The organism is Streptomyces sp. NPDC050534 (genome assembly GCF_044457745.1).
In the GTDB taxonomy this organism is placed as follows: domain Bacteria; phylum Actinomycetota; class Actinomycetes; order Streptomycetales; family Streptomycetaceae; genus Streptomyces.
On record NZ_JBITHF010000020.1, the window covers coordinates 57,481 to 84,442 of the forward strand.

The following is a 26,962-nucleotide window of genomic DNA, read 5'->3' on the forward strand; positions in this document are numbered from 1 at the left end:
ACGCCGGCCGGCCACCTCACCCCACGCGCCCGCCGCTCACTCCGTCGACGTCGCCTTCAGCGCCAGCCACAGCTCCATCCGGACGTCCGGATCGTCCAGGGACCGTCCCAGGATCTCCTCCACCCGCCGCATCCGGTAGCGGAGCGTGTGCCGGTGGACGCCCAGGTCCGCCGCCGCCGCGTCCCACTGGCCGTGGCGGGAGAGCCAGGCGCGCAGGGAGGCCACCAGGTCGCCCCGGCCGGTCGCGTCGTGTTCGTACAGGGGGCGGAGCAGCCCGTCCGCGAACGCCTTGACCGCGTCGTCGGCGAGCAGCGGCAGCACCGACCCGGAGGCCAGCTGCTCGTGCGCCACGCACACCCGCCCACGCCGCCGGGCCACCGACAGCGCCTGCTCGGCCTGCTTGTACGCCGCCGCGGCCGCTATCGGTCCCACCGGCGCCGACAGCCCCACCACGAGCTCGTCCTCGTCTCCGGCGGGCTCCCGCGCCACCGCCACGTCGGAGCGCGCGGCCTCCACGGCCGCCGCGTACTCCCCGCACGCGGCGACCGCCGCGCCCCCGTCCGCCGCCAGCGCGATCAGCTGCTCGCCCTCGGGCACGACCAGCACGGACTCCCCCGCCCGCGCGGCCGCCGACTCCACGATCTCGGCGAGTGCGCCCAGCGGATCGGCGGCGGCGTCGGCCGCGGCGCGCGCGCTCGACGCCGACTCGGCGACGATCATCCGGAAGGGGGAGTCCAGGAGGCCGCCGTACAGATGGCCCGCGACGGCACGCGCGTGGTCCGGCTCGCCCGCGAGCAGCATGCGCAGCACCGCCGCGCCGAGGCGCTGCTCCGCCGCGTGCAGCGACCTCGACCGCTCCGTGGTGAGCGTGAGCAGCGCGATCGCCGAGTGCAGCGCGTACCGCTCCGCCGTGCCGAGGGCCGCCGCCGTGCCCACCGCGAGCGCGGCCCGCGCCCGGCGCTCCGTGCCCAGCGAGTGCAGTTCGACGCGGTCCTCGTTGTCGGGCGGACCCACCACCGAGGACGCCGGCGCCGGCCGCTCGCGCAGCCGCTCCACCTCCGCCGTCAGCCGCGCGGCCCGCCGGCCCGCCCACTCCGGGGCGGTGGCGACGACGGTGCCCGAGACGTCGTAGAGCGCCACCCAGCCGTCGACCTGCGCGGCGAGCGCGGACAGGACCCCCTCCGGACCGGCCGTCAGCGCCTGCTTCGTCAGTTCCCGCTGCGCCGCGAAGCCCGCCGTCACCGCCCGGTACTGGTCGGCCGCGATCGCCGCCGAGACCGCCTTGCTGATGGCGAGGAAGGGCGTGCGGCGCGGCACCTCGAGCAGCGGCAGCCCCTCTTCCTCCGCCGCGTCGACGAGCGCCTTCGGAATCTCCTCGTAGTTGACGCCCACGGCGAAGCCGAGCCCGACCACTCCGGCGCCGACCAGCCGCTTCACGTAGCGCCGCATCGCCTCCGGTTCCTCCGCGTCCAGCTTCAGCGCGGTGACCAGGAGCAGCTCGCCGCCCTCCATGTACGGCACGGGATCGGCGAGTTCGCTGACGTGCGCCCAGCGGACGGGCACGTCCAGGCCGTCCTCACCCGCGCGCACGGTGAGCTTGAGCGCGGAGTGGTGGACGAGCGAGGCAAGCGTCGGAGGCATGAGACCTTCAGGTCAGGTTTGCGAGGACCGGGCGAACCTTGTGATCTTTTGGCCGCCAGGTATGAACGGCGTGTGCCGATTCTGCCTCACTGTACGGTCACCCGGCGCCTCGGATTCCAGACCTAATCCCTCAGATCCACCAGGAGCGGGGGCGCGTGCTCCCCGTTGACATTCGTCAGGGACAGCACCGCGTGGCCCGGCGGCACTCCGTGCGCCAGCTCGGAGGCCGACCACCGCTCCCGCTCGACCTGCCGTACGGTCACGGCCCGCGCGGTCGGCGCCTTGCCGGTGATCACCCGGCGCAGCATGTGCACGGCCTTGCCGGCCGGGGTCTCGGCGATGATCTGGCGGTCGGTGACGTCCCGCGCCTCCGTCCACTCCTTGCCCCAGACCTCGGCGAAGTCCTGCCCGTCCCACGGGGTGAGCCCGGACAGCGCCATCCGGCAGCCGGCGGAGCCGAGCAGCGGCCCGCGCAGCGGCCTCGGCACGTCGTCCAGGGTGCGCAGGGTGAGCACGGCACCGGCGTTCGCCGAGCGCAGCCGCTGGATCCCGCGCACCGCCTCCGGCGTCACGACGCCCGTCGCGTCGTCCAGCACCAGGCAGGCGAACAGCGAGCGGTCCTCCCGCACCGCGACGCTCGCCGTGAACTGCGCGAGCACCAGCCGCGCCAGCATCCGCGAGGCGTCCGCGTGCCCGCGCTCGGGCAGGTCGATACGGACCCGGACCGGATGGTCGAGGGCCTTGAGCGAGAACGGCTTGGACTGTCCCGAGGTGTCGAAGAACCCGGCGAAGGCGGGCCGGTCGAGCAGCGCCACCCGGTCCGCGAGCACCGCCGCCACGTCGCCCGGGTGCCCCGACTGCCGCTGCCGCGCGTCCAGTTCCCGCAGCAGCGAGTCCTGCCCGGAGCCCTGCAGCGCCGTGCGCAGTTCGTCCAGGGGGCCGGGCGACCCGTCGAGCAGCTGCCGCAGCTCCGGTACGGAGGGGAAGCGGCCGTGGACCGCCCGGAACGGCCCGAGCAACTGGGCGAGCACGGTCGTGGACCGGCGGCTGTCACTGCCCGGATGCGGATCCGCGAGGTCCCCGACGAGCGCCTCGGCGAGCACGGCCGCGGCCTCGTCGGGATCACCGCTCCCGCCGTAGAGGTCGAGGTCGTACACCGATTCCGGATGGCCGATGCGTACGACGACGTCGTAGGAGTCGACAGGACCGAGCCCCGCGCCCGCGGCCCCGACCACGACCACGGCGGCCCGCCCGGCGAGGGCGTGCAGGCAGAGGGACTCGGCGAGCGGCTGCACCACGTGGGAGGTCTTGCCGGAGCCGGCCGGGCCGACCGCCAGCAAGGAGGTGCCGAGCAGATCGGTGCCGAGACCGAGGCCCGCCCCGCGGTAGGCGTACGGGTTGCGGGGGTCGTCGGCGGCCGTGCCGAGCCGCACCTGCCCGGTCACCAGGTCGTGCCGGGCCAGCCGGGCCGGCAGGTCTCGTTCCCCGGAGGGGTGCAGACAGGCGGCGGCACCGTCCCGCAGCACGGCACCGGTGAAGGCGGCGAGGGTGTGCCGGCCGGTGCGCACGCCCTGCCAGGCGCGGGCGATCCGGGCGTGGTCCACGTCCCGCATCAGCCCCGAGCGGGCCTCGGTGGCCAGCCGCTCGGCGGCGTCCTCGGCACCGGCGGCGCGCAGCTGGGGCCACTCGACGGGGTCCTGCTCGGGAACGGGCGGGCGTTCGGCGCGGGGCGCCGTCCGGTTCCAGGCGGGCGGGCCGTAGCGGCGCCAGATCTCGCCCCAGCGGCCGAGCCGGCCCACGCCGATCATGATGATCAGGGCGATCAGCACGTAGTAGGCGTAGACGACCACGACCGAGCCGAAGCTGTGCGGCTGGGCCCAGGAGTCGGGGATCATCGCGTAGAGCGGGAGCAGCCACCAGCCGCCGAGGTAGCCGTTCCACAGCAGCGACCAGACCAGCCAGCCGACCAGGAAGGCGATCACCGCGCCGCTGATCAGCTGGCGGGCGGGGATGAGCTCGGGCTCCTCCTCCGGGCGCGGCCGGTGCCCGAACCGCCACACGCCGGGCAGCGCGTCCGGGCGCGGCGCCCGCAGCCAGCTCAGGAACGCCGAGCCGTCCGGCCGTGGCGGCACGCCCGGGGCCTCGGACGGCCTGGGCGGCGTCGACGGCATCCGAGGTGGTCCCGCCGGACGTGGGACAGGATTCGCATGCGTACCCCGCGCGTCCTGCGTCCCGTCGCTGTCCATCGCCCTCGCCCCTTGACCAGCCGCTCCGTCCACCGTCAGCGGTCAATCTAACGCCCCGTCCGGGCAGTTCACCGCTTTACACGGCCGGGTCGGTGACCGGCGCCATGTCCACGGTGGACAATCGCGTCGGCCCGACACGCCCACATGGAGCATGCCCACCTTCCGTCCCCGGTCCTAGCCTGCGAGAAAAGAAGGCAAGAGTCCGCAAAACGCCATCCGCACCACCGCGCAGAACCCCAGGAGCCCCTCATGAGCGCACTTCCGCAGGAGCGCCGGATCGTCACCGCCATCCCCGGCCCGAAGTCGCAGGAACTGCAGGCCCGCCGCACCGCCACGGTCGCGCAGGGCGTGGGCTCCGTGCTGCCCGTGTTCACCACCCGCGCGGGCGGCGGGATCATCGAGGACGTCGACGGCAACCGGCTCATCGACTTCGGCTCCGGCATCGCCGTGACCTCGGTCGGCGCCTCCGCCGAGGCCGTCGTGCGCCGGGCCTCCGCCCAGCTCGCCGACTTCACCCACACCTGTTTCATGGTCACCCCCTACGAGGGCTACGTGGAGGTCGCCGAGGCCCTCGCCGAGCTCACCCCGGGTGACCACGCCAAGAAGTCCGCGCTGTTCAACAGCGGTGCCGAGGCCGTCGAGAACGCCGTCAAGATCGCGCGTGCGTACACCAAGCGCCAGGCCGTGGTCGTCTTCGACCACGGCTACCACGGCCGCACCAACCTCACGATGGCGCTGACGGCGAAGAACATGCCGTACAAGCACGGCTTCGGCCCGTTCGCGCCCGAGGTCTACCGGGTGCCGGTGGCGTACGGCTACCGCTGGCCGACCGGCGCCGAGAACGCCGGCCCCGAGGCCGCCGCGCAGGCCATCGACCAGATCACCAAGCAGGTCGGTCCGGACAACGTCGCCGCGATCATCATCGAGCCGGTGCTCGGCGAGGGCGGCTTCATCGAGCCCGCGCGGGGCTTCCTGCCCGCGATCCGCGAGTTCGCCTCGGCCCACGGCATCGTCTTCGTCGCCGACGAGATCCAGTCCGGCTTCTGCCGCACCGGCCAGTGGTTCGCCTGCGAGGACGAAGGCATCGTCCCGGACCTGATCACCACCGCGAAGGGCATCGCCGGCGGTCTGCCGCTCGCCGCCGTGACCGGCCGCGCCGAGATCATGGACGCCGCGCACGCGGGCGGCCTCGGCGGCACCTACGGCGGCAACCCGGTCGCCTGCGCCGGTGCGCTCGGCGCCATCGAGACCATGAAGGAGCTCGACCTCAACGCCAGGGCGAAGAACATCGAGGCGATCATGAAGGTCCGCCTCACCGCCATGGCCGACAAGTTCGACATCATCGGTGACGTCCGCGGCCGCGGCGCCATGATCGCCGTCGAACTGGTCAAGGACCGTACGACCAAGGAGCCGAACCCGGAGGCGACCGCCGCGCTCGCCAAGGCCTGTCACCAGGAGGGTCTGCTGGTCCTGACCTGTGGCACCTACGGCAACGTGCTCCGCTTCCTGCCGCCGCTGGTCATCGGCGAGAACCTGCTGAACGAGGGCCTCGACATCATCGAGCAGGCCTTCGCCCGCGTCTGAGGCAGGCCGTGTGAAGAACGTGTGCGAGGTGGATGGCGGGACGCGATTCCGCCTGTCTTCATCCCATCTGCTGCCGTAGGTTCTACCCAGATGAGAGATACACCCCGCTCACAGGGGACTGTGGGCGACTTCAGGCCGTGGCCTCCCCAGCTACGACCTGGTCGTGCCCTCGCGCACACACCCGGAGCCTCCGGCTTCGGATCTCCTCACCGATCGGACAGTCGCCCGCCCCAAACCCCCCGGGGTGGGCGTCGATCCGGTCAGATCGGCCGCCTCGGAACCACCCCCCCTGTTCCGGGGCGGCCGGCCTCCTTTCTTCCGCTTCTCGCGCTTCTGGGGCTTCCCGCCCTCCTCTTCGCGCTGATCACCTGGCAGGTCGTCTCCGACGGCCTGCTCGTTCGTGTGGACAGGCGCGTCAGCCACGCCCTGGTGGACCCGCTGCGCGTCTACGGCGGCCTCGCCGACCTGGGCAACGTGTTCGTCGCGGTCCCGGTGCTCGTCCTCGTCATCGGCTACGTCGCCCGGCGCGGCCGCGCCGCGGGAACGTACCGCTGGTGGCTGCCGCCCCTGGCGGCGGCCGTGGCGATGGCGCTGGTCCCGGTCCTGGTCGTCCCGCTCAAGGTGCTGATCGACCGCCCGGGCCCACCGATCATGGGCCCCGGCACCGGCTACTACCCCTCCGGCCACACCGCCACGGCCACCGTCGCCTACGGCACCGCGACCCTGCTCCTCCTCCCCCTGCTGAGCCGCGCCGCCCTCCGCCGCACCCTCGTCGCCGCCTGCGTGCTCGTCAACCTCGGCGTCGGCTACGCCCTGGTCCGCCGCGGCTACCACTGGCCACTGGACGTCGTGGCCAGCTGGTGCCTGTGCACGGTGCTGCTCACGGTCTTCTCGATGGTCGTCGGCAGATACGGCGATCAGCCGAAGTAACCGTCGAAGGTCCGCTGGAACTCCCAGTTCGAGTAGCGGTCCCAGTTGACCGACCACGTCATCAGTCCGCGCAGCGCGGGCCAGGTGCCGTGGGTGGGGTACGAGCCGCAACTGGTCTTCTTCGTGAGGCAGTCGAGGGTCTTGGTGACCTCGGCCGGGGCGACGTAGCCGTTGCCCGCGTTCGTGGAGGCCGGCATGCCGATGGCCACCTGGTCGGGGCGCAGCGGCGGGAAGACGTTGTTCGCGTCGCCCGCGACCGGGAAGCCGGTGAGCAGCATGTCGGTCATGGCGATGTGGAAGTCGGCGCCGCCCATGGAGTGGTACTGGTTGTCCAGGCCCATGATCGGGCCCGAGTTGTAGTCCTGGACGTGCAGCAGGGTGAGGTCGTCGCGCAGGGCGTAGAGGACCGGGAGATAGGCGCCGCAGCGCGGGTCCTGGCCGCCGAACTTGCCGGTGCCGTAGAACTGGTAGCCCATCTGCACGAAGAAGGTCTCCGGGGCCATGGTCAGGACGAACTTCGAGCCGTACTTGGCCTTCAGGGTCTTCAGGGCAGAGATCAGGTTGACGATCACCGGGGTCTTCGGGTTCTTGAAGTCCGTGTCGTCGGCGTTCAGGGACAGCGAGTGGCCCTCGAAGTCGATGTCCAGGCCGTCGAGGCCGTAGGTGTCGATGATGTTCGAGACCGAGGAGACGAAGGTGTCGCGGGCGGCGGTGGTGGTCAGCTGGACCTGCCCGTTGGCGCCGCCGATGGAGATCAGCACCTTCTTGCCGGCCGCCTGCTTGGCCTTGATCGCCGCCTTGAAGTCGGCGTCCGACTCGACGTTCGGGCACTCGGTGACCGGGCAGCGGGTGAAGCGGATGTCGCCGGAGGTGGCGGAGGTCGGCTCGCCGAAGGCCAGGTCGACGACGTCCCAGCTGTCCGGGACGTCGGCCAGTCGCGTGTAGCCGGAGCCGTTGGCGAAGCTCGCGTGGAGGTAGCCGACCAGGGCGTGCGCGGGCAGGTCCGGCGACCCGGTGGAGCCGGCGGTCGTGGTGGCCGTGACCGCCGCCGACTTCGCGGACTCGCCCGCGTCGTTCACCGCGGTGACCTGGAAGCTGTACGCCGTCGACGGGGCCAGTCCGGCCACGGTGGCCGAAGTGCCGCTCGCCGTCTGGACCTTGACGCCGTCACGGTAGATCGCGTAGCCCGTGGCGCCGGTGACCGCCGACCAGGACAGGGCGACGGAGGAGGACGTGACCGTCCCGGCCTGGAGACCGCCGGGTGCGGCGGGCGGCTGGCCGGCGCTCGCGCCCGGGCCGACGAGCGAGACGTCGTCGGCGTAGTAGGCACCGGTGCCGTACCAGCCGTGCGTGTAGATGGTCACCTTGGTGGTGGAGGCGCCGGTGGTGAAGGTCGTGGTGAGCTTCTGCCAGTCGGGTGCGGACTGGGTCCAGGTGGAGACGTCGTTGGTGCCGGTGCCGGAGGCGCCGAGGTAGACGTAGGAGCCCCGGACGTAACCGCTCAGCGTGTACTGGGAGTTCGGCTGCACGGTCACGGTCTGGGCGCACTGCGCGTTGTCGCTGCCGGCCGGGGTCGCCTGCAGCGCGGAGCTGCCGCCGTGCACGGGCGAGCCGACCGTCGTACCGGCTGTGCAGCTCCAGCCGTCGAGGCCGGACTCGAAGCCCCCGTTCCTCGCCAGGTCCGCGTCGGCCGCACGGGCGGCCGACGAGAGCGCGGTGATGCCGGGTACGGCCAGCAGGATCGCTGTGAGCGCGGCGAGGACGGGTCTGGTGCGTCTGGGGCGGTCCACAAGTGCCTCCGGGCATGGGGGAATTGGAGGGGTGGAGCGCGCCCAATTTGGTCCAGACCAATCCCGTTGTCAAGACCTCGGCCCCTGACCGTCGCCCTCCCCCGCCAGGCCCGCCGCCGCCTCGTGCATGGCCAGTTCGAGCAGCGCGGGGTCGGTCAGCGTGCCGGAGCCGTCCGGCTGGACCAGCCAGCGGACTCCGCCGGCGCTGCGGCCCGGGTAGGGCACCACGATCCATGTGCCGGCCCCCGCCGTACGGATACCGGTGCCGAGCCAGCGTGCCGCGGTGCCCGGCGGCACGAAGTAGCCCATGCGCGCGTCCCCGAAGCCGGCGAGGACCGGGCCGGGCCGGGCGAGGATGCGGGTGAGGACGTCGAGCGTGGGATAGCCGAGCACACCCGGCAGGATGAGCACGTCCCAGGCCTTGCCGGCGGGCAGCATCGCGATGCCCGCCGGATTGCGCTCCCATTCCCGGCGACAGGCCTCGGGATCCGGAGCAACGGATGCCAGCCACTCGACCGCCGTCTTCGCCCCCGCCATGAGGAGACCTCCCTGTCTCTCCTTGACGCTGGTCGCGTCAAGGGAGAGAGGGAGGTCTCCCGGCAGGCATTACGCGGGTTTCGGCACCCAATTGAAGTGAGCTGGATCACACTCAGCTGTCGAAGCCGAGGCCCAGCCGGTCCATCGTCCGCAGCCAGAGGTTGCGGTGGCCGGCCTGCGCGTCCGCGCGGGCGAGCGACCACTTGGTGAGGGCGATGCCGGTCCAGGCGAAGGGCTCGGGCGGGAACGGCAGGGGCTTCTTGCGGACCATCTCCAGCGACGTCCGCTCCGTCTCCTCCCCCGCCAGCAGGTCCAGCATCACCTCGGCACCGAAGCGCGTGGCGCCCACGCCGAGGCCCGTGTAGCCCGCCGCGTAGGCGACGTTGCCCCGGTGCGCGGTGCCGAAGAAGGCCGAGAAGCGCGAGCAGGTGTCGATGGCGCCGCCCCACGCGTGCGTGAAGCGGACGCCCTCCAGCTGCGGGAAGCAGGTGAAGAAGTGCCCGGCGAGCTTGGCGTAGGTCTCCGGGCGGTCGTCGTACTCGGCGCGCACCCGGCCGCCGTAGGGGTAGATCGCGTCGTAACCGCCCCACAGGACGCGGTGGTCGGCGGAGAGGCGGAAGTAGTGGAACTGGTTCGCCGAGTCCCCGAGTCCCTGGCGGCCCTGCCAGCCGATCGAGGTGAGCTGCTCGTCGCTCAGCGGCTCGGTCATCAGCGCGTAGTCGTAGACCGGGACGGTGTACGACCGCACGCGCCTGACCAGGTTCGGGAAGACGTTGGTGCCGAGCGCGACCTTGCGGGCGCGGATCGAGCCGTAGGGGGTGCGGACGGCCATTCCGGCACCGTACTGCTTCAGGGCGAGGGCCGGGGTGTGCTCGTGGATGCGGACGCCGAGCCGGAGGCAGGCGCGCTTGAGGCCCCAGGCGAGCTTCGCCGGATGGAGCATGGCCACGCCCCGGCGGTCCCACAGACCCGCCTGGAATGTCGGTGAGTCGACTTGTTTCCGTACCGCTTCGGCATCCAGGAACTCGACGCCGTCGGCGAGGCCCTCGCGCTCCAACTGCTCGTGCCAGTCGTGCAGTTCCGCCGCCTGGTACGGCTGAGTCGCCACGTCGATCTCGCCGGTGCGCTCGAAGTCGCAGTCGAGGCCGTGCCGGGCGACCGCCTTCTCGATCTCGTCGAGGTTGCGGGCGCCCAGCTCCTGCAGCCGGTGGATCTCGGCGGGCCAGCGGGCAAGCCCGTTGGGCAGGCCGTGGGTGAGGGAGGCGGCACAGAAGCCGCCGTTGCGGCCGGAGGCGGCCCAGCCCGCCTCCCGGCCTTCCAGCAGGACGACATCCCGTCCGGGGTCGCGCTCCTTGGCGATGAGCGCGGTCCACAGTCCGCTGTAGCCGCCGCCGACGACCAGCAGGTCGCAGGTCTCGGCGCCGGTCAGCGCGGGCTCGGGGTGGGGCTTGCCGGGGTCTTCCAGCCAGTACGGGACGGGCTGTGCGTCGGAGAGAGACTTTGTCCAACGGTTCATGGCGCTCGGGGCCATGATTTCAACTCCCTACGAGGGTGGTGCGGTTATGCCTTCTGCCGGTTGCGGCGATTGCTGATCACCATGGACGACAGCACCAGCAGTACGGCGACCAGGAACATCGCCGTGCCGATGACATTGATCTGAACGGGCGTTCCGCGCTGCGCCGAGCCCCAGACGAACATGGGGAAGGTGACGGTCGAGCCCGCGTTGAAGTTGGTGATGATGAAGTCGTCGAAGGAGAGCGCGAAGGACAGCAGCGCGCCCGCCGCGATTCCGGGCGCCGCGATGGGCAGCGTGACGCGCAGGAAGGTCTGCGCCGGACCGGCGTAGAGATCCTGCGCCGCCTGCTCCAGGCGCGGGTCCATCGACATCACGCGCGCCTTGACGGCGACGACGACGAAGCTGAGGCAGAACATGATGTGGGCGATAAGGATCGTGTAGAAGCCCAGCTGGGCGCCGAGGTTGAGGAACAGGGTGAGCAGCGAGGCCGCCATGACGACCTCGGGCATCGCCATCGGCAGGAAGATCAGCGAGTTCACGGTGCCCCGCGCGCGGAACCGGTAGCGGACCAGCGCGAAGGCGATCATCGTGCCGAGCAGGGTGGCGCCGACCGTCGCCCAGAAGGCGATCTGGAGGCTGAGCGACAGCGAGCCGCACATGTCGGCGACGCCGCACGGATCCTTCCAGGCGTCCGTGGAGAACTGCTGCCACTGGTAGTTGAAGCGGCCCTTCGGCTTGTTGAAGGAGAACACCGTGACGATGACGTTCGGCAGCAGGAGATACCCGAGGGTCACCAGTCCCGCGATGACCACAAGATGGCGCTTGAGCCAGTTGACGAAAGGCATTTAGACCAGATCCTCCGTCCCCGCCCTGCGGATGTAGATGGTGACCATGAAAAGGATCGCGGCCATCAGGATGAAGGACAGTGCCGCTGCCGTCGGGTAGTCCAGAATCCGCAGGAACTGGGTCTGGATGACGTTTCCGATCATGCGGGTGTCGGTCGAGCCGAGGAGTTCGGCGTTGACGTAGTCACCGGCCGCCGGGATGAAGGTCAGCAGGGTGCCGGAGACCACGCCGGGCATCGACAGCGGGAAGGTGACCTTGCGGAAGGTCGTCCAGGGCTTGGCGTACAGGTCGCCGGCCGCCTCGTGCAGCCGTCCGTCGATGCGCTCCAGCGAGGTGTAGAGCGGCAGGATCATGAACGGCAGGAAGTTGTAGGTCAGACCGCAGACCACGGCGAGCGGTGTGGCCAGGACGCGGTCGCCGGCGGTCCAGCCGAGCGCGTTGGTGAGGTCCAGGATGTGCAGTGTGTTGAGGACGCTCACCACCGGGCCGCTGTCCGCGAGGATCGTCTTCCAGGCGAGGGTGCGGATCAGGAAGCTGGTGAAGAAGGGCGCGATCACCAGGACCATGATCAGGTTCCGCCAGCGGCCCGCCCGGAAGGCGATGAGGTACGCGAGCGGGTAGCCCAGGATCAGGCACAGGATCGTCGCCGAGCCGGCGTAGAGGATCGAGCGCAGGAACTGCGGCCAGTACTCGGACAGCGCGTCCCAGTAGGTGGCGAGGTGCCAGGTGACCTTGTAGCCCTGCTCCAGGGAGCCCGTCTGCACGGACGTGGAGGCCTGGTAGATCATCGGCAGCGCGAAGAAGACGATCAGCCAGAGGAGGCCGGGCAGCAGCAGCCAGTACGGCGTCCAGCGGCCCCGCTTGCGCGGGGGCTTCTTCTCGGGGGCGGGCGCCAGGGGCGGCGGCGCCTCGGTGACCGTGGCCATCAGGCGGCCTCCTCCTCGACCTCGGCGACACCGGCGTCGATGTCCTGGGCCGCGTCGAGGCCGAAGGTGTGGGACGGGTTCCAGTGCAGGACGACCTCGGTGCCGGGCACGAGGCGGGCGTCACGGTCGATGTTCTGCGCGTAGACCTCGAACTCGGGACAGACGGGGCTGTCGATGACGTACTGCGTGGAGACGCCGATGAAGCTGGAGTCGGCGATCTTCCCGGTGATGCGGTTGCGGCCCTCGCCGATCTCGCCCGCGTCGTCGGCGTGCGTGAGGGAGATCTTCTCTGGGCGGACGCCGACCAGCACCTTGCCGCCGGTCGTCGTCGGCGCGCTGCACCGCGACCCGGGCAGCACCAGTTTGCCGCCGCCCGCCCTGAGCACGATGTCGTCGCCGCTCCTGGAGTCGACCTCGGCCTCGATCAGGTTCGAGGTGCCGAGGAAGTTGGCGACGAAGGTGGTGTTGGGGTTCTCGTAGAGGTCGGCGGGAGAGCCGAGCTGCTCCACGCGGCCCGCGTTCATCACGGCGACCGTGTCGGCCATGGTCATGGCCTCCTCCTGGTCGTGCGTGACATGGATGAAGGTGATGCCGACCTCGGTCTGGATGCGCTTGAGCTCCAGCTGCATCTGGCGGCGCAGCTTGAGGTCGAGGGCGCCGAGCGGCTCGTCCAGGAGCAGCACCTTGGGTGTGTTGATCAGTGCGCGGGCCACCGCGACGCGCTGCTGCTGGCCGCCGGAGAGCTGGTGCGGTTTCTTGCGCGCCTGCTCGCCGAGCTGGACCAGCTCCAGCATGTCCTCGACCTGCTTCTTCACGCTCTTGATGCCCCGCCGGCGCAGGCCGAAGGCGACGTTCTCGAAGATGTCGAGGTGCGGGAAGAGGGCGTAGGACTGGAAGACGGTGTTCACCGGCCGCTTGTAGGGCGGCAGTTGGGTGACCTCCTGGTCGCCGAGGTGGACGGTGCCGCTGCTGGGCTCCTCCAGACCGGCGATCATGCGCAGGGTGGTGGTCTTGCCGCAGCCGGACGCGCCGAGCAGGGCGAAGAAGGAGCCCTGGGGCACGGTCAGGTCGAGCGGGTGCACGGCGGTGAAGGAGCCGTAGGTCTTGCTGATGCCGGAGAGGCGGACGTCGCCGCTGCTGTCTTTGGTCATCTTCGTCACGCCCCTGTGAGCTTCGCGAACTTCTGCTGGTAGGCCGTCTCTTCCTTCGAGCTCAGCGAGCGGAAGGCGACGGACTTCGCCTGCATGGCCTTGTCGGGAAGGATCAGCGGGTTGTTCGCCGCCGACTTGTCGATCTTGGCAAGGTACGGCTTCACGTCCGCGACCGGACTCACGTAGTTGATGTAGGCGGCGAGTTCGGCGGCCGGCCCCGGCTCGTAGTAGTAGTCGATGAGCCGCTCGGCGTTCGTCTTGTGACGCGCCTTGTTGGGGATCAGCAGATTGTCCGTGGACGTCATGTAGCCGCTGTCGGGGATGACGTAGCCGACGTCGGGGTTGTCCGCCTGGAGCTGGACGATGTCGCCGCCCCAGGCGACACAGGCCGCCAGGTCGCCCTTGCTGAGGTCCGAGGTGTAGTCGTTGCCGGTGAAGCGGCGGATCTGACCCTTGTCGACGGCCTTCTGCAGCCGGGCGATCACCGCGTCGTAGTCGTCGCTCGTGAACTTCGCCGGGTCCTTGCCCATGTCGAGCATGGTCATGCCGACGGTGTCGCGCATCTCCGTCAGCAGACCGACCCGGCCCTTGAGCTTGGGGTTGTCGAGCAGGTCGGAGACCGACTTCACCTCTACGCCGCCGAGCGCCTTCTTGTTGAACGCGACGACGGTCGAGATGCCCTGCCACACGTACGAGTAGGCGCGGCCGGGGTCCCAGTCGGGGCTGCGGAACTGCTCGGAGAGGTTGGCGTACGCGTGCGGCAGGTTGGATGCGTCCAGTTTCTGGACGTAGCCCAGACGGATCATGCGCGCGGCCAGCCAGTCGGTGAGCACGATGAGGTCGCGGCCGGTGTCCTGGCCCGCGGCGAGCTGGGGCTGGATCTTGCCGAAGAACTCGTCGTTGTCGTTGATGTCCTCGGTGTACTTGACGGAGATGCCGGTCCGCTTGCGGAACGCCTCCAGCGTCGGGTGGTGCTTGCCGCTGTCGTCCACGTCGATGTACTCGGGCCAGTTGGAGAAGTTGATCTCCTTCTCCTTGGCCGAGTGGTCGTCGGCCGACTGGCCGCCTTCCGTCTTGCCCGCCGCTGGGATGCCGCAGCCGCTCAGCGACGCGATGCCGCCGGCGGCGAGCGCGCCGCCCGCGGAGGCGCGCAGCAGGGAACGGCGGGTCATCGCGGCCCGTCCGTTGCGGAAACTGCGCCGCACGGCGGCCGCAACGGCCGGTGACAGGCGATCGGGCTCGTACTGCTCCATGCGCGTGCTGCCCTTTCGGGAGGTGCGGCCGCAGGTCGGGCGGCCTGTTCTTCACCCGGCGGTAGCCGGCTCTGTTGAATATCCGACTACCGCCGGGCGGTGACTACAGTCGGTCCCCGAAGATCGTGCGGTGCCAGTCCTTCCTGGCCACCGCCGTGTTGTCGAACATGATGTGCTTGATCTGGGTGTATTCCTCGAATGAGTACGAGGACATGTCCTTGCCGAAGCCGGACGCCTTGTAGCCGCCGTGCGGCATCTCGCTGATGATCGGGATGTGATCGTTGATCCACACGCAGCCCGCCTTGATCTCGCGGGTGGCGCGGTTCGCCCGGTAGACGTCGCGGCTCCAGGCGGAGGCGGCGAGGCCGTACGGGGTGTCGTTGGCGAGCCTGATTCCATCGTCGTCGCTGTCGAACGGCAGGACCACCAGAACCGGGCCGAAGATCTCGGACTGGACGATCTCGCTGTCCTGGGCGGCGTCCGCGACCAGGGTGGGGCGGAAGTACGCGCCCTTGCCGAGGTCTCCCCCGGGAGCCTCGCCGCCGGTCACCACGCGCGCGTAGGCGCGCGCCCGCTCGACGAAGCCGGCGACGCGGTCACGCTGGACGTGCGAGATCAGCGGGCCGAGGTCGGTGCCGGGGGCGAAGGGGTCGCCGAGCCGGACGGACTCCATGAGGGCGGCCGTCCGCTCCACGAACGCGTCGTAGAGCGGACGCTGGACGTACGCGCGCGTGGCGGCCGTGCAGTCCTGGCCGGTGTTGATGAGCGCACCGGCGACGGCGCCGTTGACTGCGGCGTCGAGGTCCGCGTCGTCGAAGACGACGAAGGGGGCCTTGCCGCCGAGTTCCAGGTGGATGCGCTTGACGGTCGCGGTGGCGACCTCGGCGACGCGCTTGCCGACGGCGGTGGAGCCGGTGAAGGAGGTCATGACGACGTCGGGGTGGCCCACGAGGTGCTCGCCGGCCTCCTTCCCGGTGCCGGTGACGATGTTGACGACACCGTCCGGGATTCCGGCGTCGGTCGCGGCCTGGGCGAACATCAGTGAGGTGAGCGGGGTGAGCTCGGCGGGCTTGAGCACGATGGTGTTGCCCGCCGCGATCGCCGGGAGGATCTTCCAGGCGGCCATCTGGAGGGGGTAGTTCCAGGGCGCGATCGACCCGACGACGCCGATGGGCTCGCGGCGCACGTACGAGGTGTGGTCGCCGGAGTACTCCCCGGCCGACTGCCCCTGAAGGTGCCGGGCGGCGCCCGCGAAGAAGGCGGTGTTGTCGATGGTGCCCGGGACGTCGAACTCGCGCGTCAGCTTCAGCGGCTTGCCGCACTGGAGGGACTCCGCGCGGGCGAAGTCCTCGGCGCGGTCGGCGAGCACGGCGGCGAAACGGTGCAGCGCGTCCGAGCGCTCGCCGGGGGTGGCGCCGGACCAGCCGGGGAAGGCCGCGCGGGCGGCGGCCACGGCCGCGTCGACGTCGTCGGGTCCTGCCAGCTCGTAGGTGTACACCTCCTCGCCGGTCGCCGGGTCGACGACCGCGTGGGTACGGCCGGAGGTCCCCTTCGTCAGGCGGCCCGCGATGAACTGCGCACCGTCCGAGAAGCGGTCCTGCGCCGGGAATCGTTCCGGGGTGTCACTGCCCGGGTTGTGCATGTCGCTCTCCTCCGCCGTCGCCCCGCGGATCGGGGGGCGGGTGGCGTAGCTCCAGCTCGATTTGAGTGCCGATCCTGGCAGAGCAATAGCGGTCCTACAAGGGATTCCGTTGTTGCCTTTCGGTTACGCGACGGAATCTGTCGACCAGGTGTCGAGTGAGCACGGAAAAGGGGGGACGGAGTGTCAGTGGTGCCTGCCAGACTCCCGTGCATGGAAGAGATCACGGGGAAGATCGACTCCCGGGAGTCCCTGGTCAGGGAGGTCCACGCCGGGACTCGCATCAAGTATCTGCACTTCTGGGGGCATCGGGCGCGGGCCGACGGACAGGTGGGTCCGAGTTGCCTGAGTCAGTGGTGGCCGTCGCCCTTCACCGTGGCCGGAGTGACGTACGGGACGGCAGAGCACTGGATGATGGCGGCCAAGGCCCGCCTCTTCGAGGACGCGGAGGCGGAGCGCCGGGTGCTGGCCGCGGAACACCCCTCCCTCGCCAAGAAGGCGGGACGCCTGGTGCGCGGCTTCGACGAGCGGACATGGGAGCGCGAGCGGTACGGAATCGTCGTCGAGGGCAGCGTCCACAAGTTCACCGCGCACGCGGATCTGCGGGACTTCCTGCTGGGCACGGGCGACCGGGTGCTGGTCGAGGCGAGCCCGGTGGACCGGGTTTGGGGCATCGGCCTCGCGGCGAACGACGACGCGGCGGCGGACCCGGAGCGGTGGCGGGGACCGAACCTGCTGGGTTTCGCCCTGATGGAGGCGCGGGGGCGGCTGCGCGGGGAGAGCTGACGGGCCGGGAGGCGGTCGGCGCCGGGGGATGACGGGCCGGGGAGGCGGTCGGCGTGGGGGCTGACGGGCCGGGAGACGATCGCCACCGGAGGCCGACAGGCCGGGGAGGCGGTCGGCGCCGGAAGCCGACAGGCCGGGAGACGGTCAGCGCCGGAAGCCGACAGGCCGGGAGACGGCCAGCGCCGGAAGCCGACAGGCCGGGAGACGGCCAGCGCCGGAAGCCGACAGGCCGGGAGACGATCAGCGCCGGAAGCCGACAGGCCGGGAGACGATCGCCACCAGAAGCCGACAGGCCGGGAGGCGGTCGGCGAGGGCGGCCGCCGCCGGAGAAGGGCACTCGTCGAAGACAGGCCGCCGCCGAGAAGACGGTCGCCGGGGGCAGCGCGGCGAGGGACGTCACCGCCGGAAGAAGGCACACAGCCCGCCGCTGAGGGAAGTCAGTCGTCGGAGGTGGCGCGCCGAGGGGCGGGGAAGACGGTCACCGGAGGCGGCAGGCCGGCAGGAGAAGGCGCTCGCCCGGCGGGGCGAGAGCCGCGGCAGCCGTCAGGGGTTGGCGATCAGGACCGCGATCATGACCAGGCCGAGGACGATGCCCACGGCGCCGCAGATGATGCCCGCCAGGGACTGGCCCGCGTTGGTGGCCTCGCCTCGGCGGGCCTTGGCGCGGCCGATCGAGCCGAAGATCACCGCGAGCACGCCCAGCAGGATGGCGATCGGCCACAGGCAGAACACGACGACTGCGATGATGCCGATCACCAGGGCGGCGGTGCCCATGCCGTTGCTGGGGACGGGGGTCATGCCGGTCCAGCCGTAGTAGCCGGGCACACCGGGGGCCTGCTGCGGATAGCCGTAGCCGTAGGGGACCTGGCCGGGGCCGTCGGGGGCTATGGGGGGCGGGGGGACCGGCTCGCCGTGGTGGTGGTGGGCGGGCGGGGCGTACGGGCTCGCCGGGGGCGTCGCGGCCGGCGGGGCGAACGGGTTGGCCCAGGGCTGGGCGGGCGGTGCCGTGTCGCCGACACCGGGCATGGACGTGACCGTCTGCTGGTCGTGGACGGAAGGGCGCGCCGGACCGCTCCCCGGGCCCGCCGTCGGCACGTCGCTCCCGGCGATCGTGTACCCCGCACCCGCCGGCCCGTCGTTCGCCGGCGGCGCCCACGGGTTCGGCTCCGGCGCCGGGCCGTCCTGCTTGGCCAGGGGGACCTTCGGAGCCGCGTCACGCGAGTCGGCCTCCGACGGCGCGGCCCACGGGTCGCGGGCGGCCGGCGTCTGCGCGTCGTCGGACATGCGCGGAGTCCCCTCTGTCGAACGTCCCGTCATGCTACGGCCAGTACCCCGCACCGTGGAGCGGGGCCCGCAAGCCGGAACCCCCGGCCTACGATGATCCCCGAGTCACCGATCAGCCGATCACCCGCGTCCCGCCCGGCCGAACCCGCCACGGGACGCCGCTTTCGGGGAGGAACCCTTGACCGAGCACCTCGACGCGTCCGCCGCACCGCTGCGCGACCTGCACGCCTTCATCGCCGGACTGCCCAAGGCCGAACTGCACGTCCACCACGTCGGCTCCGCCTCCCCCCGGATCGTCTCCGAACTCGCCGCCCGCCACCCCGACTCCAAGGTGCCCACCGACCCCGAGGCGCTGGCCGACTACTTCACGTTCACGGACTTCGCCCACTTCATCGACGTGTACCTGTCCGTCGTCGACCTGATCCGCACGCCGGAGGACGTACGGCTGCTGACGTACGAGATCGCCCGCGATCTGGCCCGGCAGCAGGTGCGCTACGCCGAGCTGACCATCACGCCCTGGTCCTCGACCCGCCGCAACATCGACGAGCGCGCCTTCATGGACGCCATAGAGGACGCCCGCAAGGCGGCCGAGGCCGAGTTCGGGACCGTGCTGCGCTGGTGCTTCGACATCCCCGGCGAGGCCGGTCTGGAGGCCGCCGAGGAGACGACGCGGCTCGCGACCGACGACCGGCTGCGGCCGGAGGGGCTGGTGTCGTTCGGGCTCGGCGGGCCCGAAGTGGGCGTACCGAGGCCGCAGTTCAAGCCGTACTTCGACCGCGCCGTAGCCGCCGGCCTGCACTCGGTGCCGCACGCCGGCGAGACCACGGGCCCGGAGACCGTGTGGGACGCGCTCAACCACCTCCAGGCCGAGCGCATCGGGCACGGCACCCACTCCTTCCAGGACCCGAAGCTTCTCGCGCACCTCGCCGAGCACCGCATCCCGCTGGAGGTCTGCCCGACCTCCAACATCGCCACGCGCGCGGTCCGCACCCTGGAGGAGCACCCGATCAGGGAGTTCGCGCAGGCCGGGATAGTCATCACGGTCAACTCCGACGACCCGCCGATGTTCGGCACCGACCTGAACAGCGAGTACGCGGTCGCCGCCCGGCTGCTGAACCTCCACGAGCGGGGCCTGGCGGAGCTGGCGAAGACCGCGGTCGACGTCTCCTTCCTGGACGAGCCGGGCAAGGCCCGGATCCGGGACGAGATCGACGCCTACACCGCGGCGTGGCTCGCGCCCTGACGCCCGCCCGTCGCCCGCACCCCTCAACGGGCCGCGACGCAGACCCCTCACAATGAGGGCCATGCAGAACGTGACCGCCGTGGCCCACCGCGGCGACCCCTACCGGGTCCGCGAGAACACGATCGACTCGCTGCGTTCCGCGCTCGCCCAGGGCGCGGACGCCGTCGAGATCGACGTACGGCTGACCAGGGACGGCGTCCCCGTGCTCCTGCACGACCGGACGCTGAAACGGCTGTGGGAACACGAGCGGCCCCTCGCCTCGCTCTCCGCGGACGAGCTGCGCGGCCTCACCGGCGGCGGCGTGCCGACCCTGGCCGAGGCGCTCGCCGCGGCCGGCGACAGCCGGATCATGCTCGACCTGCCCGGGACGAACGAGGTGCGGACGGCCCGCCGGATCGTGGACGCCGTGCGCGAGGCCGGAGCGCAGGACCGCGTGTACTACTGCGCCGACGCCCACGCCATGCTCGCCGTCCGGGCGGCCGACCCGTCCGCCGAGATCGCCCTGACCTGGACGACGTCGGCACCGCCGCGGCCGGCGCTGCTGCAGGCGGTGCGCCCGCGCTGGCTCAACTACCGCTTCCCGCTGGTGGACAGGAACCTCGCCGCCCGGGTCCACCACGACGGCTACCTCCTGTCCGTCTGGACCCCCGACACCCGGCGCTCCATGCTCCGGCTGATCGGCATCGGCGTCGACTCGATCACCACCAACCGCGTCGAAGTGCTGTGCGCGCTGCGGGACTACGCCGCCGAGAGCTGAGGCACCGCCGGACCGAGCGCCTCCAGCCGCTTGATCTTCCTGCGGACGACGTACAGCGGGATCACCCCGAAGACCCCGAACGACATGTCGAGCACCGACCACCAGAAGGGGATGCCCCGGACCGGTCCGCAGATCAGGGCGAGCGGGATGATTCCGGCGCAGGCGATCATCGCGAACTCGACGACCCAGATGTTGCGTACGGGGTCGCGGTAGGGGCCGTAGAAGGCGACCGCGATGACGAGGTGGGCGAAGGCCAGCCAGTCCGTGCCGTAGAGCAGGAAGGGGTAGTCGGCGTCGGCGGTGTCGAGTCCGTGCCGGACGCGCACGATCCAGTCCATCAGGGCCGGGACGTGCTCCGGTGCGGACAGGGACCGCAACAGGTCCTCGGTCCAGCGCAGTTCGTGGACGAGGGGGAAGGCCGTGGCGCCGCTGAGCACCAGGCAGACGACGAACAGGACCAACCACGCGCGGATGCCCTTCAGCAGGGCGGCTCTGTCGCTCATGGCGGTAGCGTACGCCTGGAATTGAACACGTTCAAAACACTTACGGCCGGGTGGCGGCGGAGGGCGTCGCACCGGTGCGGGTCCGCGCCGCCGACGGCGCCCCCGACGGGGCCCGGGTGGCGGTCTGCGCGGCGGAGGTGGACGGGCTCATACGGTCGTTCGCGGACGGTCGGGCGGTGGGCGTGGTGCTCGAGCGCATGGTGGGTACGGCGGTCGGCGCGGCGGTCCAGGGGTCCGGGGTCGGGCGCGGGCTCTCCGGGGCGGGCGACGCCGACCGGTGTGACGGCACCGACGGGCTGCTCGCGGGCGGCGGGGCGAGAGGCACCACCGGGGAGCCGGCGCCGTCGGAGCCGGTCAGCCGCAGCGGCAGGATCACCAGGGCGGCGACACCGCAGGTCACGGCCGCGCCGGCGGCGGCGCGCAGCAGACGGCGGCGGGACGCGCCGCGGCGGATCGCCTCGTAGCGGCCGGGGGGTGCGCCGAGGTACTCGCCGGGGGGCCGCAGGATGACGGTGAGCGGGTCGTCGGGGTCGCGGCCCGGGCCCCCGTCAGGGTGTGTGATCAAGGCTTCTCCTCAGGTGGGCACGGAGCAGTTCGCGGGCCGTGTGAAGGTCGGCCTTGACGGTTCCCTCCTTGCGTCCGGTGAGCACGGACACCTCCCGGATGGGCATGTCGGCGTAGTAGTGCAGAAGGATCGGGACGCGCAGCCGCTCCGGGAGGGACTGCACGAGCAACCGCACCGAGGGGTCGGCCTGTTCGGGGTGCGGGGTCACCGCGGCCTCCGTGGTCGCCCGCCGTACGGCTCTGCGTTCGCGCTCCAGTTTGCGCCAGTGGTCCCGGACTAGGTTGGCCGCGGTGACGTAGAGGAAACCGCGCGGCTCGGCCACGGCCGTCCAGCGGGCCCACAGCCGGGTGAACGCCTCCGAGGCGATCTCGTGAGCCGTCTCGTCGTCGTCGACCAGCCGGCGGACCCAGCCGGCGAGACGCGGATAGAGGGCGGCGAACAGCTCGGACGCGGCCTTCTCGCGGGACCGTTTCAACATTCTCCCGGGGTGTGGAGGGCTCGTGGGGGCTGCCGGGGTCTCCTGGGGAAGAGCCCGGGCCGGCGGCGTACGTTCCACCGGCCCGGGATCCACGGCGCCCCGGGGCGGACCGAGGCGGGCGTTCAGCGGCTCGTGGAGCTCAACTTCGGCTCGTGGAGCTCAGCTCCGCGAAGACGATCACGTTGTCGCGGTAGCCGTCACCGGTCCGTGCGCCGCCGCAGGTGATGAGCCGCAGCTCCGGCCGGTGCACGTTCCCGTAGACCTCGTCCGAGGGGAAGTGGTCCTTCGCCACCGTGCGCACCTCGGTCACGGTGAACTCCGCAGCCGTGCCGTTCTCCAGGCGCGCCACGATCCGCTCGCCCCGGCGCAGGTCCTTCAGGTGCCGGAAGACGCCGTCCCCGTAGGCGCCGACCGTGACATGGCCGAGGATCACCGACGGACCGGTCTGTCCCGGCGTCGGGGAGTGTTCGTACCAGCCCGCCCTGTCGTGCGCCGTGATCGGCGGCACCTGCACGGTGCCGTCCCCGGCCAGGCCCAGCTTCATGACCGGGGTGTCGACCCCGATGGCCGGTATCCGGAGCCCGACCGGGACCGATCGCCCCACGGCGGACACCGACCTGGCGGCCGGTGGCGCGGAGGACGTCGGTGCGCTCGGCCGGCTCCCGTTCGCGGGGCCGCCGGCCGTGGCGCCGGGGCCGCCGCAGCCCGTGAGCAGCGCGGCCAGCGCCACGGCGGCGAGGGCGGACCTGGAGAACGGCCTCATGCCCCGTTCGCCTGCCGGCGGCGTACGAGGAAGACCGCTCCGCCGCCCAGGACGACGGCCGCGGCGGCGCCCCCGCCGATCAGCGCGCCGGTCCCGTGGGAGTCCGAACTCGTCGGCGCCACACCGGTGTTGGGCGCGCCGCTCGGCACGACGGAGACCTGACCCGACCGCGGCGCCCGGGTCGGTGCGGCGCTCGGGACGGCGCTCGGGGCGGTGCTCGCCCGGTCGGAGGTGGGGACGGGGCTGGGGGCACGGGTGGCGCTCTGGGCGGCACTCCGGGCCGGGCTCGGGGTCGCGCTCGCCCCGTCGGCGAAGGCGGGCACCGCTCCCGCCAGGACGGCTGTGCACGCAAGTGCCATGGCACTGAGGCCCGTTCGGCGCATGGATCGCTCTCTTTCGTCGGCCCGCGCGGTGGTCGACCGGCGGGCTGTGTGACTGGTCGAGCGGAGAGACGAGGCGGCCCCGGGGCGGGTTGTAAAGAACGGGCAAAGCCGCTGGGGCGGGCGTCACGGCTGTGACTCGGGGGGCTATTTGGTGACGACTGTGCGCGGGTCTTGAAGGTGCCTTGCGGCAGTTCCGGCCATGACGTAGTTACGTGAATCATGAACCTGTTCACCCGAGCTGCGTCCCTGCGCCGCCCGGCTCCCCCCACCGCACCCGCACCCGCTCCCCAACTCGCCCCGGAACCACCGGTCTTTCCCCCCAGAGCCGGTATGCCGGACCCCGCCCTGGCGGGGTTGACGGGAGAGTGGATCATCGACCCGGCGCACAGCCGTATCGGCTTCTCCGTGCGCCACGCGATGGTGACGACCGTCCGCGGGGCGTTCACGGAGTACGAGAGCCGGCTCCATTTCGACGGCCGCGATCCGTCCCGTTCGCGGGCCGAGATCGTCATGTCCACCGGGTCGGTCGACACCGGTGTCGAGCAGCGCGACGCCCATCTGGTCGGCCGCGACTTCCTGGACGCCAGGAACTACCCGCAGATGCGTTTCGTCAGTACGACGGTTCAGCTGCTGGGCAGCGACGTCTACCGCATGACCGGCGACCTCACCATCAAGCGGACCACCCGGCCCGTCGAGCTGGACCTCACCTACATCGGGCACGTCACCGACCCGTTCGGCATGCAGCGGGTCGGATTCGACGGCACGACCACCATCAACCGCACCGAATGGGGCCTGACCTACAGCCAGAAGCTGGCGGAGGGCGGTGCCATGGTGAGCGAGAAGGTGCGCCTCCAGTTCGACATCGCCGCCATCCGCGCGGACCACGCCTGACCGGTCCGCCCCGTGGACCCGCTCGGCCTCCTCCCCCGGCGGCCGGGCCGGTCGGCGCGCACGCGGCGGCTGCCGCCCTACAACCCCACGATCTTGTTCCACCGCTTCGCGAACTCCACGCGCTCCCGCGACGTGATGTCCCGCGCGATCACGAGCCGCTCGCGCATCTGTGCGTCCGGGAAGATCAGCGGGTTCTCGGCGAGGGCCGCGGTGTCCTTGTCCTTGGCGTCGGCGAGGACGTGCCGGGCGGCCGGGACGGGGCAGACGTAGTTGACCCAGGCGGCGAGGTCGGCGGCGACCTCGGGGGCGTAGTAGTGGTCGACGAGCCGCTCGGCGTTGCGCTTGTGCCGGGCGCGGTCCGGGATCATCAGCGAGTCGGACCAGAGCTCCGCGCCCTCCTCGGGGACGACGAAGCGGATGTGCGGGTTGTCCGCCTGGAGCTGGATGACGTCGCCGGAGTACGCCTGGCAGGCCAGGACGTCTCCGCTGACCAGGTCCTTGGTGTAGTCGTTGCCGGTGAAGCGGCGGATCCTGCCCTGCGCGACGTACTTCTCCACCTGGTCGCAGACCTTGTGGAAGTCGTCCGCGGTCCACTTGGTGATGTCGACGCCGTTGCCCTGCATCAGCAGCGCGAACGCCTCGTCCAGACCGGACAGGAGGGTCACGCGGCCCTTGAGGTCGTCCGCCCACAGGTCGGAGACGTGCCGGACCTCGCGGCCCAGCCTGCGCCGGTCGTAGGCGATGCCGGTGATGCCGGACTGCCACGGCACGGAGAACCTGCGACCGGGGTCGAAGGCGGGCGAACGCAGCAGCGGGTCCAGGTACTTGGCGACGTCGGGCTGCTTCGCCCGGTCCATCTTCTGGACCCAGCCCAGCCGCACGAATCTCGCGCACATCCAGTCGCTCATGACGATCAGGTCGCGGCCGGTCTGCTGGTGGTTCATCAGGGCGGGGCTGATCTTGCCGAAGAACTCGTCGTTGTCGTTGATCTCCTCGGTGTACTTGACGGAGATCCCGGTGCGCTTCTCGAAGGCCTCCAGGGTGGGCCGCCGGTTGGGGTCGTCGTCGTCCGTGTCGATGTAAAGCGGCCAGTTCGCCCAGGTCAGCCGCTTGTCACTGGCCGACAGATCCGCCGCGGCACGCTCACCGGGCCCCACGTACGCGGCCGGCACCCCGCACCCGGCCAGGCCGCCGAGCACCGCGCCCCCGCCCAGCGCACGCAGCAGGGACCGGCGGGGCAGGGCGGCGTTCTTCGCTGAGAAGGGCATTGCCGCAGCATGCCGCCCCCGTCCACGGCCCGGCAATCGACGTACCGTCGAGTACGCCCCCGCAGGCCGGACACCCTGCCGATCAGCGGGCACCCTGGGAGCCGCCGGGCGAACGGGATCAGCGGGCCGCTGTTCTCGATGCGGAGGGCGGGGCGGCCCGTGGGGTCCGGTCCGGTCCACACGCTCACCCAACCGCCCTGCCCCGCGGGGAGGTTGTCGCGTACGGCGTTCTCGTCCGGCAGCCGCTCACGCACGATCGCGGTGAGGTCGACGAACTCCCGGCGCTCCAGGCCCCGTTGGCTGCCGCCGCACTCGGCACGGTCAACGCGACGGACGCCTGAAGAAGGCCGGCGTCACCTTCCCGGCGGGCCCGGGCCTGCCCGGACTGACCACCAGCGTGCGGAACGCCTGACCGCCGCGGAGGGGGAGAAGAGCGCGGCCCCGGACGGAACTCTCCCGTCCGGGGCCGCACTTCACGTCGTACGGACTACACGTCCAGCGACGTCATCACGTGCTTGATCCGCGTGTAGTCGTCGAAGCCGTACGCCGACAGGTCCTTGCCGTAGCCGGACTTCTTGAAGCCGCCGTGCGGCATCTCCGCGACCAGCGGGATGTGGGTGTTGATCCACACGCAGCCGAAGTCGAGCTTCTTCGACATCCGCATCGCGCGGCCGTGGTTCTTGGTCCACACCGAGGAGGCGAGGGCGTACTCGACGCCGTTGGCCCACTCCACCGCCTGGTCCTCGTCCGTGAAGGACTGGACGGTGATGACCGGACCGAAGACCTCATTCTGGATGATCTCGTCGTCCTGCTTCAGCCCGGAGACGACGGTCGGGGCGTAGAAGTAGCCCTTGTCGCCGACCTGGTGGCCGCCCGCCTCGACCTTGGCGTGGGCGGGCAGGCGCTCGATGAAGCCGGAGACCTGCTTGAGCTGGTTCGGGTTGTTGAGCGGGCCGAACAGCACGTCCTCGTCGTCCGGCTGACCGGTCTTGGTCTCGGCGGCCGCCTTCGCGAGCGCCGCGACGAACTCGTCGTGGATGCCCTCCTGGACGAGGACGCGGGTGGCCGCCGTGCAGTCCTGGCCGGCGTTGAAGAAGCCCGCCACGGAGATGTCCTCGACGGCCTTGGCGATGTCGGTGTCGTCGAAGACGACGACCGGCGCCTTGCCGCCGAGCTCCAGGTGGACGCGCTTGAGGTCCTTGGAGGCGGACTCGGCGACCGACATGCCGGCCCGCACGGAGCCGGTGATGGAGGCCATCGCCGGGGTCGGGTGCTCGACCATCAGGCGGCCGCTGTCACGGTCGCCGCAGACGACGTTGAAGACGCCCTTGGGCACGATCGAGCCGATGATCTCGGCGATCAGGACGGTGGAGGCCGGGGTGGTGTCCGACGGCTTCAGCACGACCGTGTTGCCGGCCGCGAGGGCCGGGGCGAACTTCCACACGGCCATCATCATCGGGTAGTTCCACGGCGCGACCTGCGCGCAGACGCCGACCGGCTCGCGGCGGACGATGGAGGTCAGGCCCTCCATGTACTCGCCGGCCGAGCGCCCCTCCAGCATCCGGGCCGCGCCCGCGAAGAAGCGGATCTGGTCGACCATGGGCGGGATCTCCTCGGACCGCGTGAGTCCGATCGGCTTGCCCGTGTTCTCCACCTCGGCCGCGATGAGTTCCTCGGCCCGCTCCTCGAACGCGTCCGCGATCTTCAGCAGGGCCTTCTGCCGCTCGGCGGGGGTGGTGTCGCGCCAGGCCGGGAAGGCCGCGGCGGCCGCCGCCATCGCGGCGTCGATGTCCGCCTGGCCGGACAGCGGCGCGGTCGCGTACGCCTCGCCCGTCGCGGGGTTGACCACCTCGGTGGTCCGTCCGTCGGCGGCGTCCCGGAACTCACCGGCGATGTAATTCCGTAGTGTGCGCAGCCCACGCAGCTCGGTGCTCACTGCCGGCCTCCTGTCAGGTCGAACTGTCCATTGACTGAGACACCAC

Annotated in this window: 24 protein-coding genes; 6 read left to right on the forward strand and 18 right to left on the reverse strand. The window is 71.3% G+C overall.

The window, feature by feature from the left end:
• Positions 1-36: 36 nt before the first annotated feature.
• Together ACIBN2_RS42930 and ACIBN2_RS42935 are read right to left on the reverse strand one after the other, a co-directional pair.
• Positions 37-1,641, reverse strand: coding sequence for a PucR family transcriptional regulator (locus ACIBN2_RS42930; RefSeq protein ID WP_399143104.1), 1,605 nt, complete (start codon positions 1,639-1,641; stop codon positions 37-39).
• Positions 1,642-1,763: 122 nt separating this feature from the next.
• Complete coding sequence (locus tag ACIBN2_RS42935; RefSeq protein ID WP_399143106.1) at positions 1,764-3,887, reverse strand: ATP-binding protein; 2,124 nt, start codon at positions 3,885-3,887, stop codon at positions 1,764-1,766.
• Between the two features lie 249 nt (positions 3,888-4,136).
• On the opposite strand from ACIBN2_RS42935, the gene gabT reads away from it, so the two are divergent.
• Both gabT and ACIBN2_RS42945 read left to right on the forward strand, forming a co-directional pair.
• Complete coding sequence (gabT, locus tag ACIBN2_RS42940) at positions 4,137-5,471, forward strand: 4-aminobutyrate--2-oxoglutarate transaminase (RefSeq protein WP_399143108.1); 1,335 nt, start codon at positions 4,137-4,139, stop codon at positions 5,469-5,471.
• A gap of 402 nt (positions 5,472-5,873) precedes the next feature.
• Positions 5,874-6,401 (forward strand): phosphatase PAP2 family protein, encoded by a 528-nt coding sequence (locus ACIBN2_RS42945; protein ID WP_399143110.1) that lies wholly within the window; start codon positions 5,874-5,876, stop codon positions 6,399-6,401.
• Here ACIBN2_RS42945 and ACIBN2_RS42950 read toward each other — a convergent pair.
• The 8 genes from ACIBN2_RS42950 to ACIBN2_RS42985 form a co-directional block, all read right to left on the reverse strand.
• Positions 6,389-8,191 (reverse strand): chitinase, encoded by a 1,803-nt coding sequence (locus ACIBN2_RS42950; protein ID WP_399143112.1) that lies wholly within the window; start codon positions 8,189-8,191, stop codon positions 6,389-6,391. The genes ACIBN2_RS42945 and ACIBN2_RS42950 overlap by 13 nt on opposite strands.
• A gap of 69 nt (positions 8,192-8,260) precedes the next feature.
• Entirely contained in the window at positions 8,261-8,728 is a 468-nt protein-coding gene (locus tag ACIBN2_RS42955) for a hypothetical protein (RefSeq protein ID WP_399143114.1), read from the reverse strand.
• Between the two features lie 112 nt (positions 8,729-8,840).
• Complete coding sequence (locus ACIBN2_RS42960; RefSeq protein ID WP_399143116.1) at positions 8,841-10,259, reverse strand: NAD(P)/FAD-dependent oxidoreductase; 1,419 nt, start codon at positions 10,257-10,259, stop codon at positions 8,841-8,843.
• Positions 10,260-10,288: 29 nt separating this feature from the next.
• Positions 10,289-11,089, reverse strand: a complete 801-nt coding sequence (locus ACIBN2_RS42965; RefSeq protein WP_399143118.1) for an ABC transporter permease — start codon at positions 11,087-11,089, stop codon at positions 10,289-10,291.
• Complete coding sequence (locus ACIBN2_RS42970) at positions 11,090-12,016, reverse strand: ABC transporter permease (RefSeq protein ID WP_399143120.1); 927 nt, start codon at positions 12,014-12,016, stop codon at positions 11,090-11,092.
• A complete protein-coding gene (locus ACIBN2_RS42975) occupies positions 12,016-13,167 on the reverse strand; it encodes an ABC transporter ATP-binding protein (RefSeq protein WP_399143122.1) in 1,152 nt (383 codons plus the stop codon). The genes ACIBN2_RS42970 and ACIBN2_RS42975 overlap by 1 nt, the downstream gene beginning before the upstream one ends.
• Positions 13,168-13,172: 5 nt before the next feature.
• Positions 13,173-14,420, reverse strand: coding sequence for a PotD/PotF family extracellular solute-binding protein (locus tag ACIBN2_RS42980; RefSeq protein ID WP_399143123.1), 1,248 nt, complete (start codon positions 14,418-14,420; stop codon positions 13,173-13,175).
• Between the two features lie 103 nt (positions 14,421-14,523).
• On the reverse strand, positions 14,524-16,062 hold the full coding sequence (locus ACIBN2_RS42985) for a gamma-aminobutyraldehyde dehydrogenase (RefSeq protein ID WP_399143124.1): 1,539 nt from the start codon (positions 16,060-16,062) through the stop codon (positions 14,524-14,526).
• 210 nt (positions 16,063-16,272) lie between these two features.
• On the opposite strand from ACIBN2_RS42985, the gene ACIBN2_RS42990 reads away from it, so the two are divergent.
• A complete protein-coding gene (locus ACIBN2_RS42990; protein ID WP_399143125.1) occupies positions 16,273-16,845 on the forward strand; it encodes an NADAR family protein in 573 nt (190 codons plus the stop codon).
• 543 nt (positions 16,846-17,388) lie between these two features.
• On the opposite strand, the gene ACIBN2_RS42995 is transcribed toward ACIBN2_RS42990, so the two are convergent.
• On the reverse strand, positions 17,389-18,129 hold the full coding sequence (locus ACIBN2_RS42995; protein WP_399143126.1) for a hypothetical protein: 741 nt from the start codon (positions 18,127-18,129) through the stop codon (positions 17,389-17,391).
• A 178-nt stretch (positions 18,130-18,307) separates the two neighbouring features.
• On the opposite strand from ACIBN2_RS42995, the gene ACIBN2_RS43000 reads away from it, so the two are divergent.
• Together ACIBN2_RS43000 and ACIBN2_RS43005 are read left to right on the forward strand one after the other, a co-directional pair.
• On the forward strand, positions 18,308-19,372 hold the full coding sequence (locus tag ACIBN2_RS43000; RefSeq protein ID WP_399143128.1) for an adenosine deaminase: 1,065 nt from the start codon (positions 18,308-18,310) through the stop codon (positions 19,370-19,372).
• 61 nt (positions 19,373-19,433) lie between these two features.
• Entirely contained in the window at positions 19,434-20,129 is a 696-nt protein-coding gene (locus ACIBN2_RS43005; protein ID WP_399143129.1) for a glycerophosphodiester phosphodiesterase, read from the forward strand.
• Here the strand turns inward: ACIBN2_RS43005 and ACIBN2_RS43010 are convergent.
• The 5 genes from ACIBN2_RS43010 to ACIBN2_RS43030 all read right to left on the reverse strand — a co-directional run bounded on the left by ACIBN2_RS43010 (position 20,111) and on the right by ACIBN2_RS43030 (position 22,821).
• Entirely contained in the window at positions 20,111-20,632 is a 522-nt protein-coding gene (locus tag ACIBN2_RS43010) for a hypothetical protein (protein WP_399143131.1), read from the reverse strand. The two genes, ACIBN2_RS43005 and ACIBN2_RS43010, sit on opposite strands and share 19 nt — an antisense overlap.
• Positions 20,633-20,672: 40 nt before the next feature.
• Positions 20,673-21,197 (reverse strand): hypothetical protein, encoded by a 525-nt coding sequence (locus ACIBN2_RS43015; RefSeq protein WP_399143133.1) that lies wholly within the window; start codon positions 21,195-21,197, stop codon positions 20,673-20,675.
• The gene (locus ACIBN2_RS43020) at positions 21,181-21,672 is read right to left on the reverse strand and encodes an RNA polymerase sigma factor (RefSeq protein WP_399143224.1); all 492 of its coding nucleotides are present in this window, start codon (positions 21,670-21,672) and stop codon (positions 21,181-21,183) included. The genes ACIBN2_RS43015 and ACIBN2_RS43020 overlap by 17 nt, the downstream gene beginning before the upstream one ends.
• 142 nt (positions 21,673-21,814) lie before the next feature.
• Positions 21,815-22,438: a class F sortase gene (locus tag ACIBN2_RS43025; RefSeq protein ID WP_399143135.1), complete on the reverse strand. Its 624-nt coding sequence runs from the start codon at positions 22,436-22,438 to the stop codon at positions 21,815-21,817.
• A complete protein-coding gene (locus ACIBN2_RS43030; protein ID WP_399143137.1) occupies positions 22,435-22,821 on the reverse strand; it encodes a sortase-dependent protein in 387 nt (128 codons plus the stop codon). Before ACIBN2_RS43030 ends, ACIBN2_RS43025 begins: the two co-directional genes overlap by 4 nt.
• A 219-nt stretch (positions 22,822-23,040) precedes the next feature.
• On the opposite strand from ACIBN2_RS43030, the gene ACIBN2_RS43035 reads away from it, so the two are divergent.
• On the forward strand, positions 23,041-23,712 hold the full coding sequence (locus tag ACIBN2_RS43035; protein WP_399143139.1) for a YceI family protein: 672 nt from the start codon (positions 23,041-23,043) through the stop codon (positions 23,710-23,712).
• 77 nt (positions 23,713-23,789) lie between these two features.
• Here the strand turns inward: ACIBN2_RS43035 and ACIBN2_RS43040 are convergent, their stop codons facing one another.
• Positions 23,790-24,980, reverse strand: a complete 1,191-nt coding sequence (locus ACIBN2_RS43040; RefSeq protein WP_399143141.1) for a spermidine/putrescine ABC transporter substrate-binding protein — start codon at positions 24,978-24,980, stop codon at positions 23,790-23,792.
• Between the two features lie 487 nt (positions 24,981-25,467).
• Entirely contained in the window at positions 25,468-26,916 is a 1,449-nt protein-coding gene (locus ACIBN2_RS43045; RefSeq protein WP_399143143.1) for a gamma-aminobutyraldehyde dehydrogenase, read from the reverse strand.
• Positions 26,917-26,962: the final 46 nt, after the last annotated feature.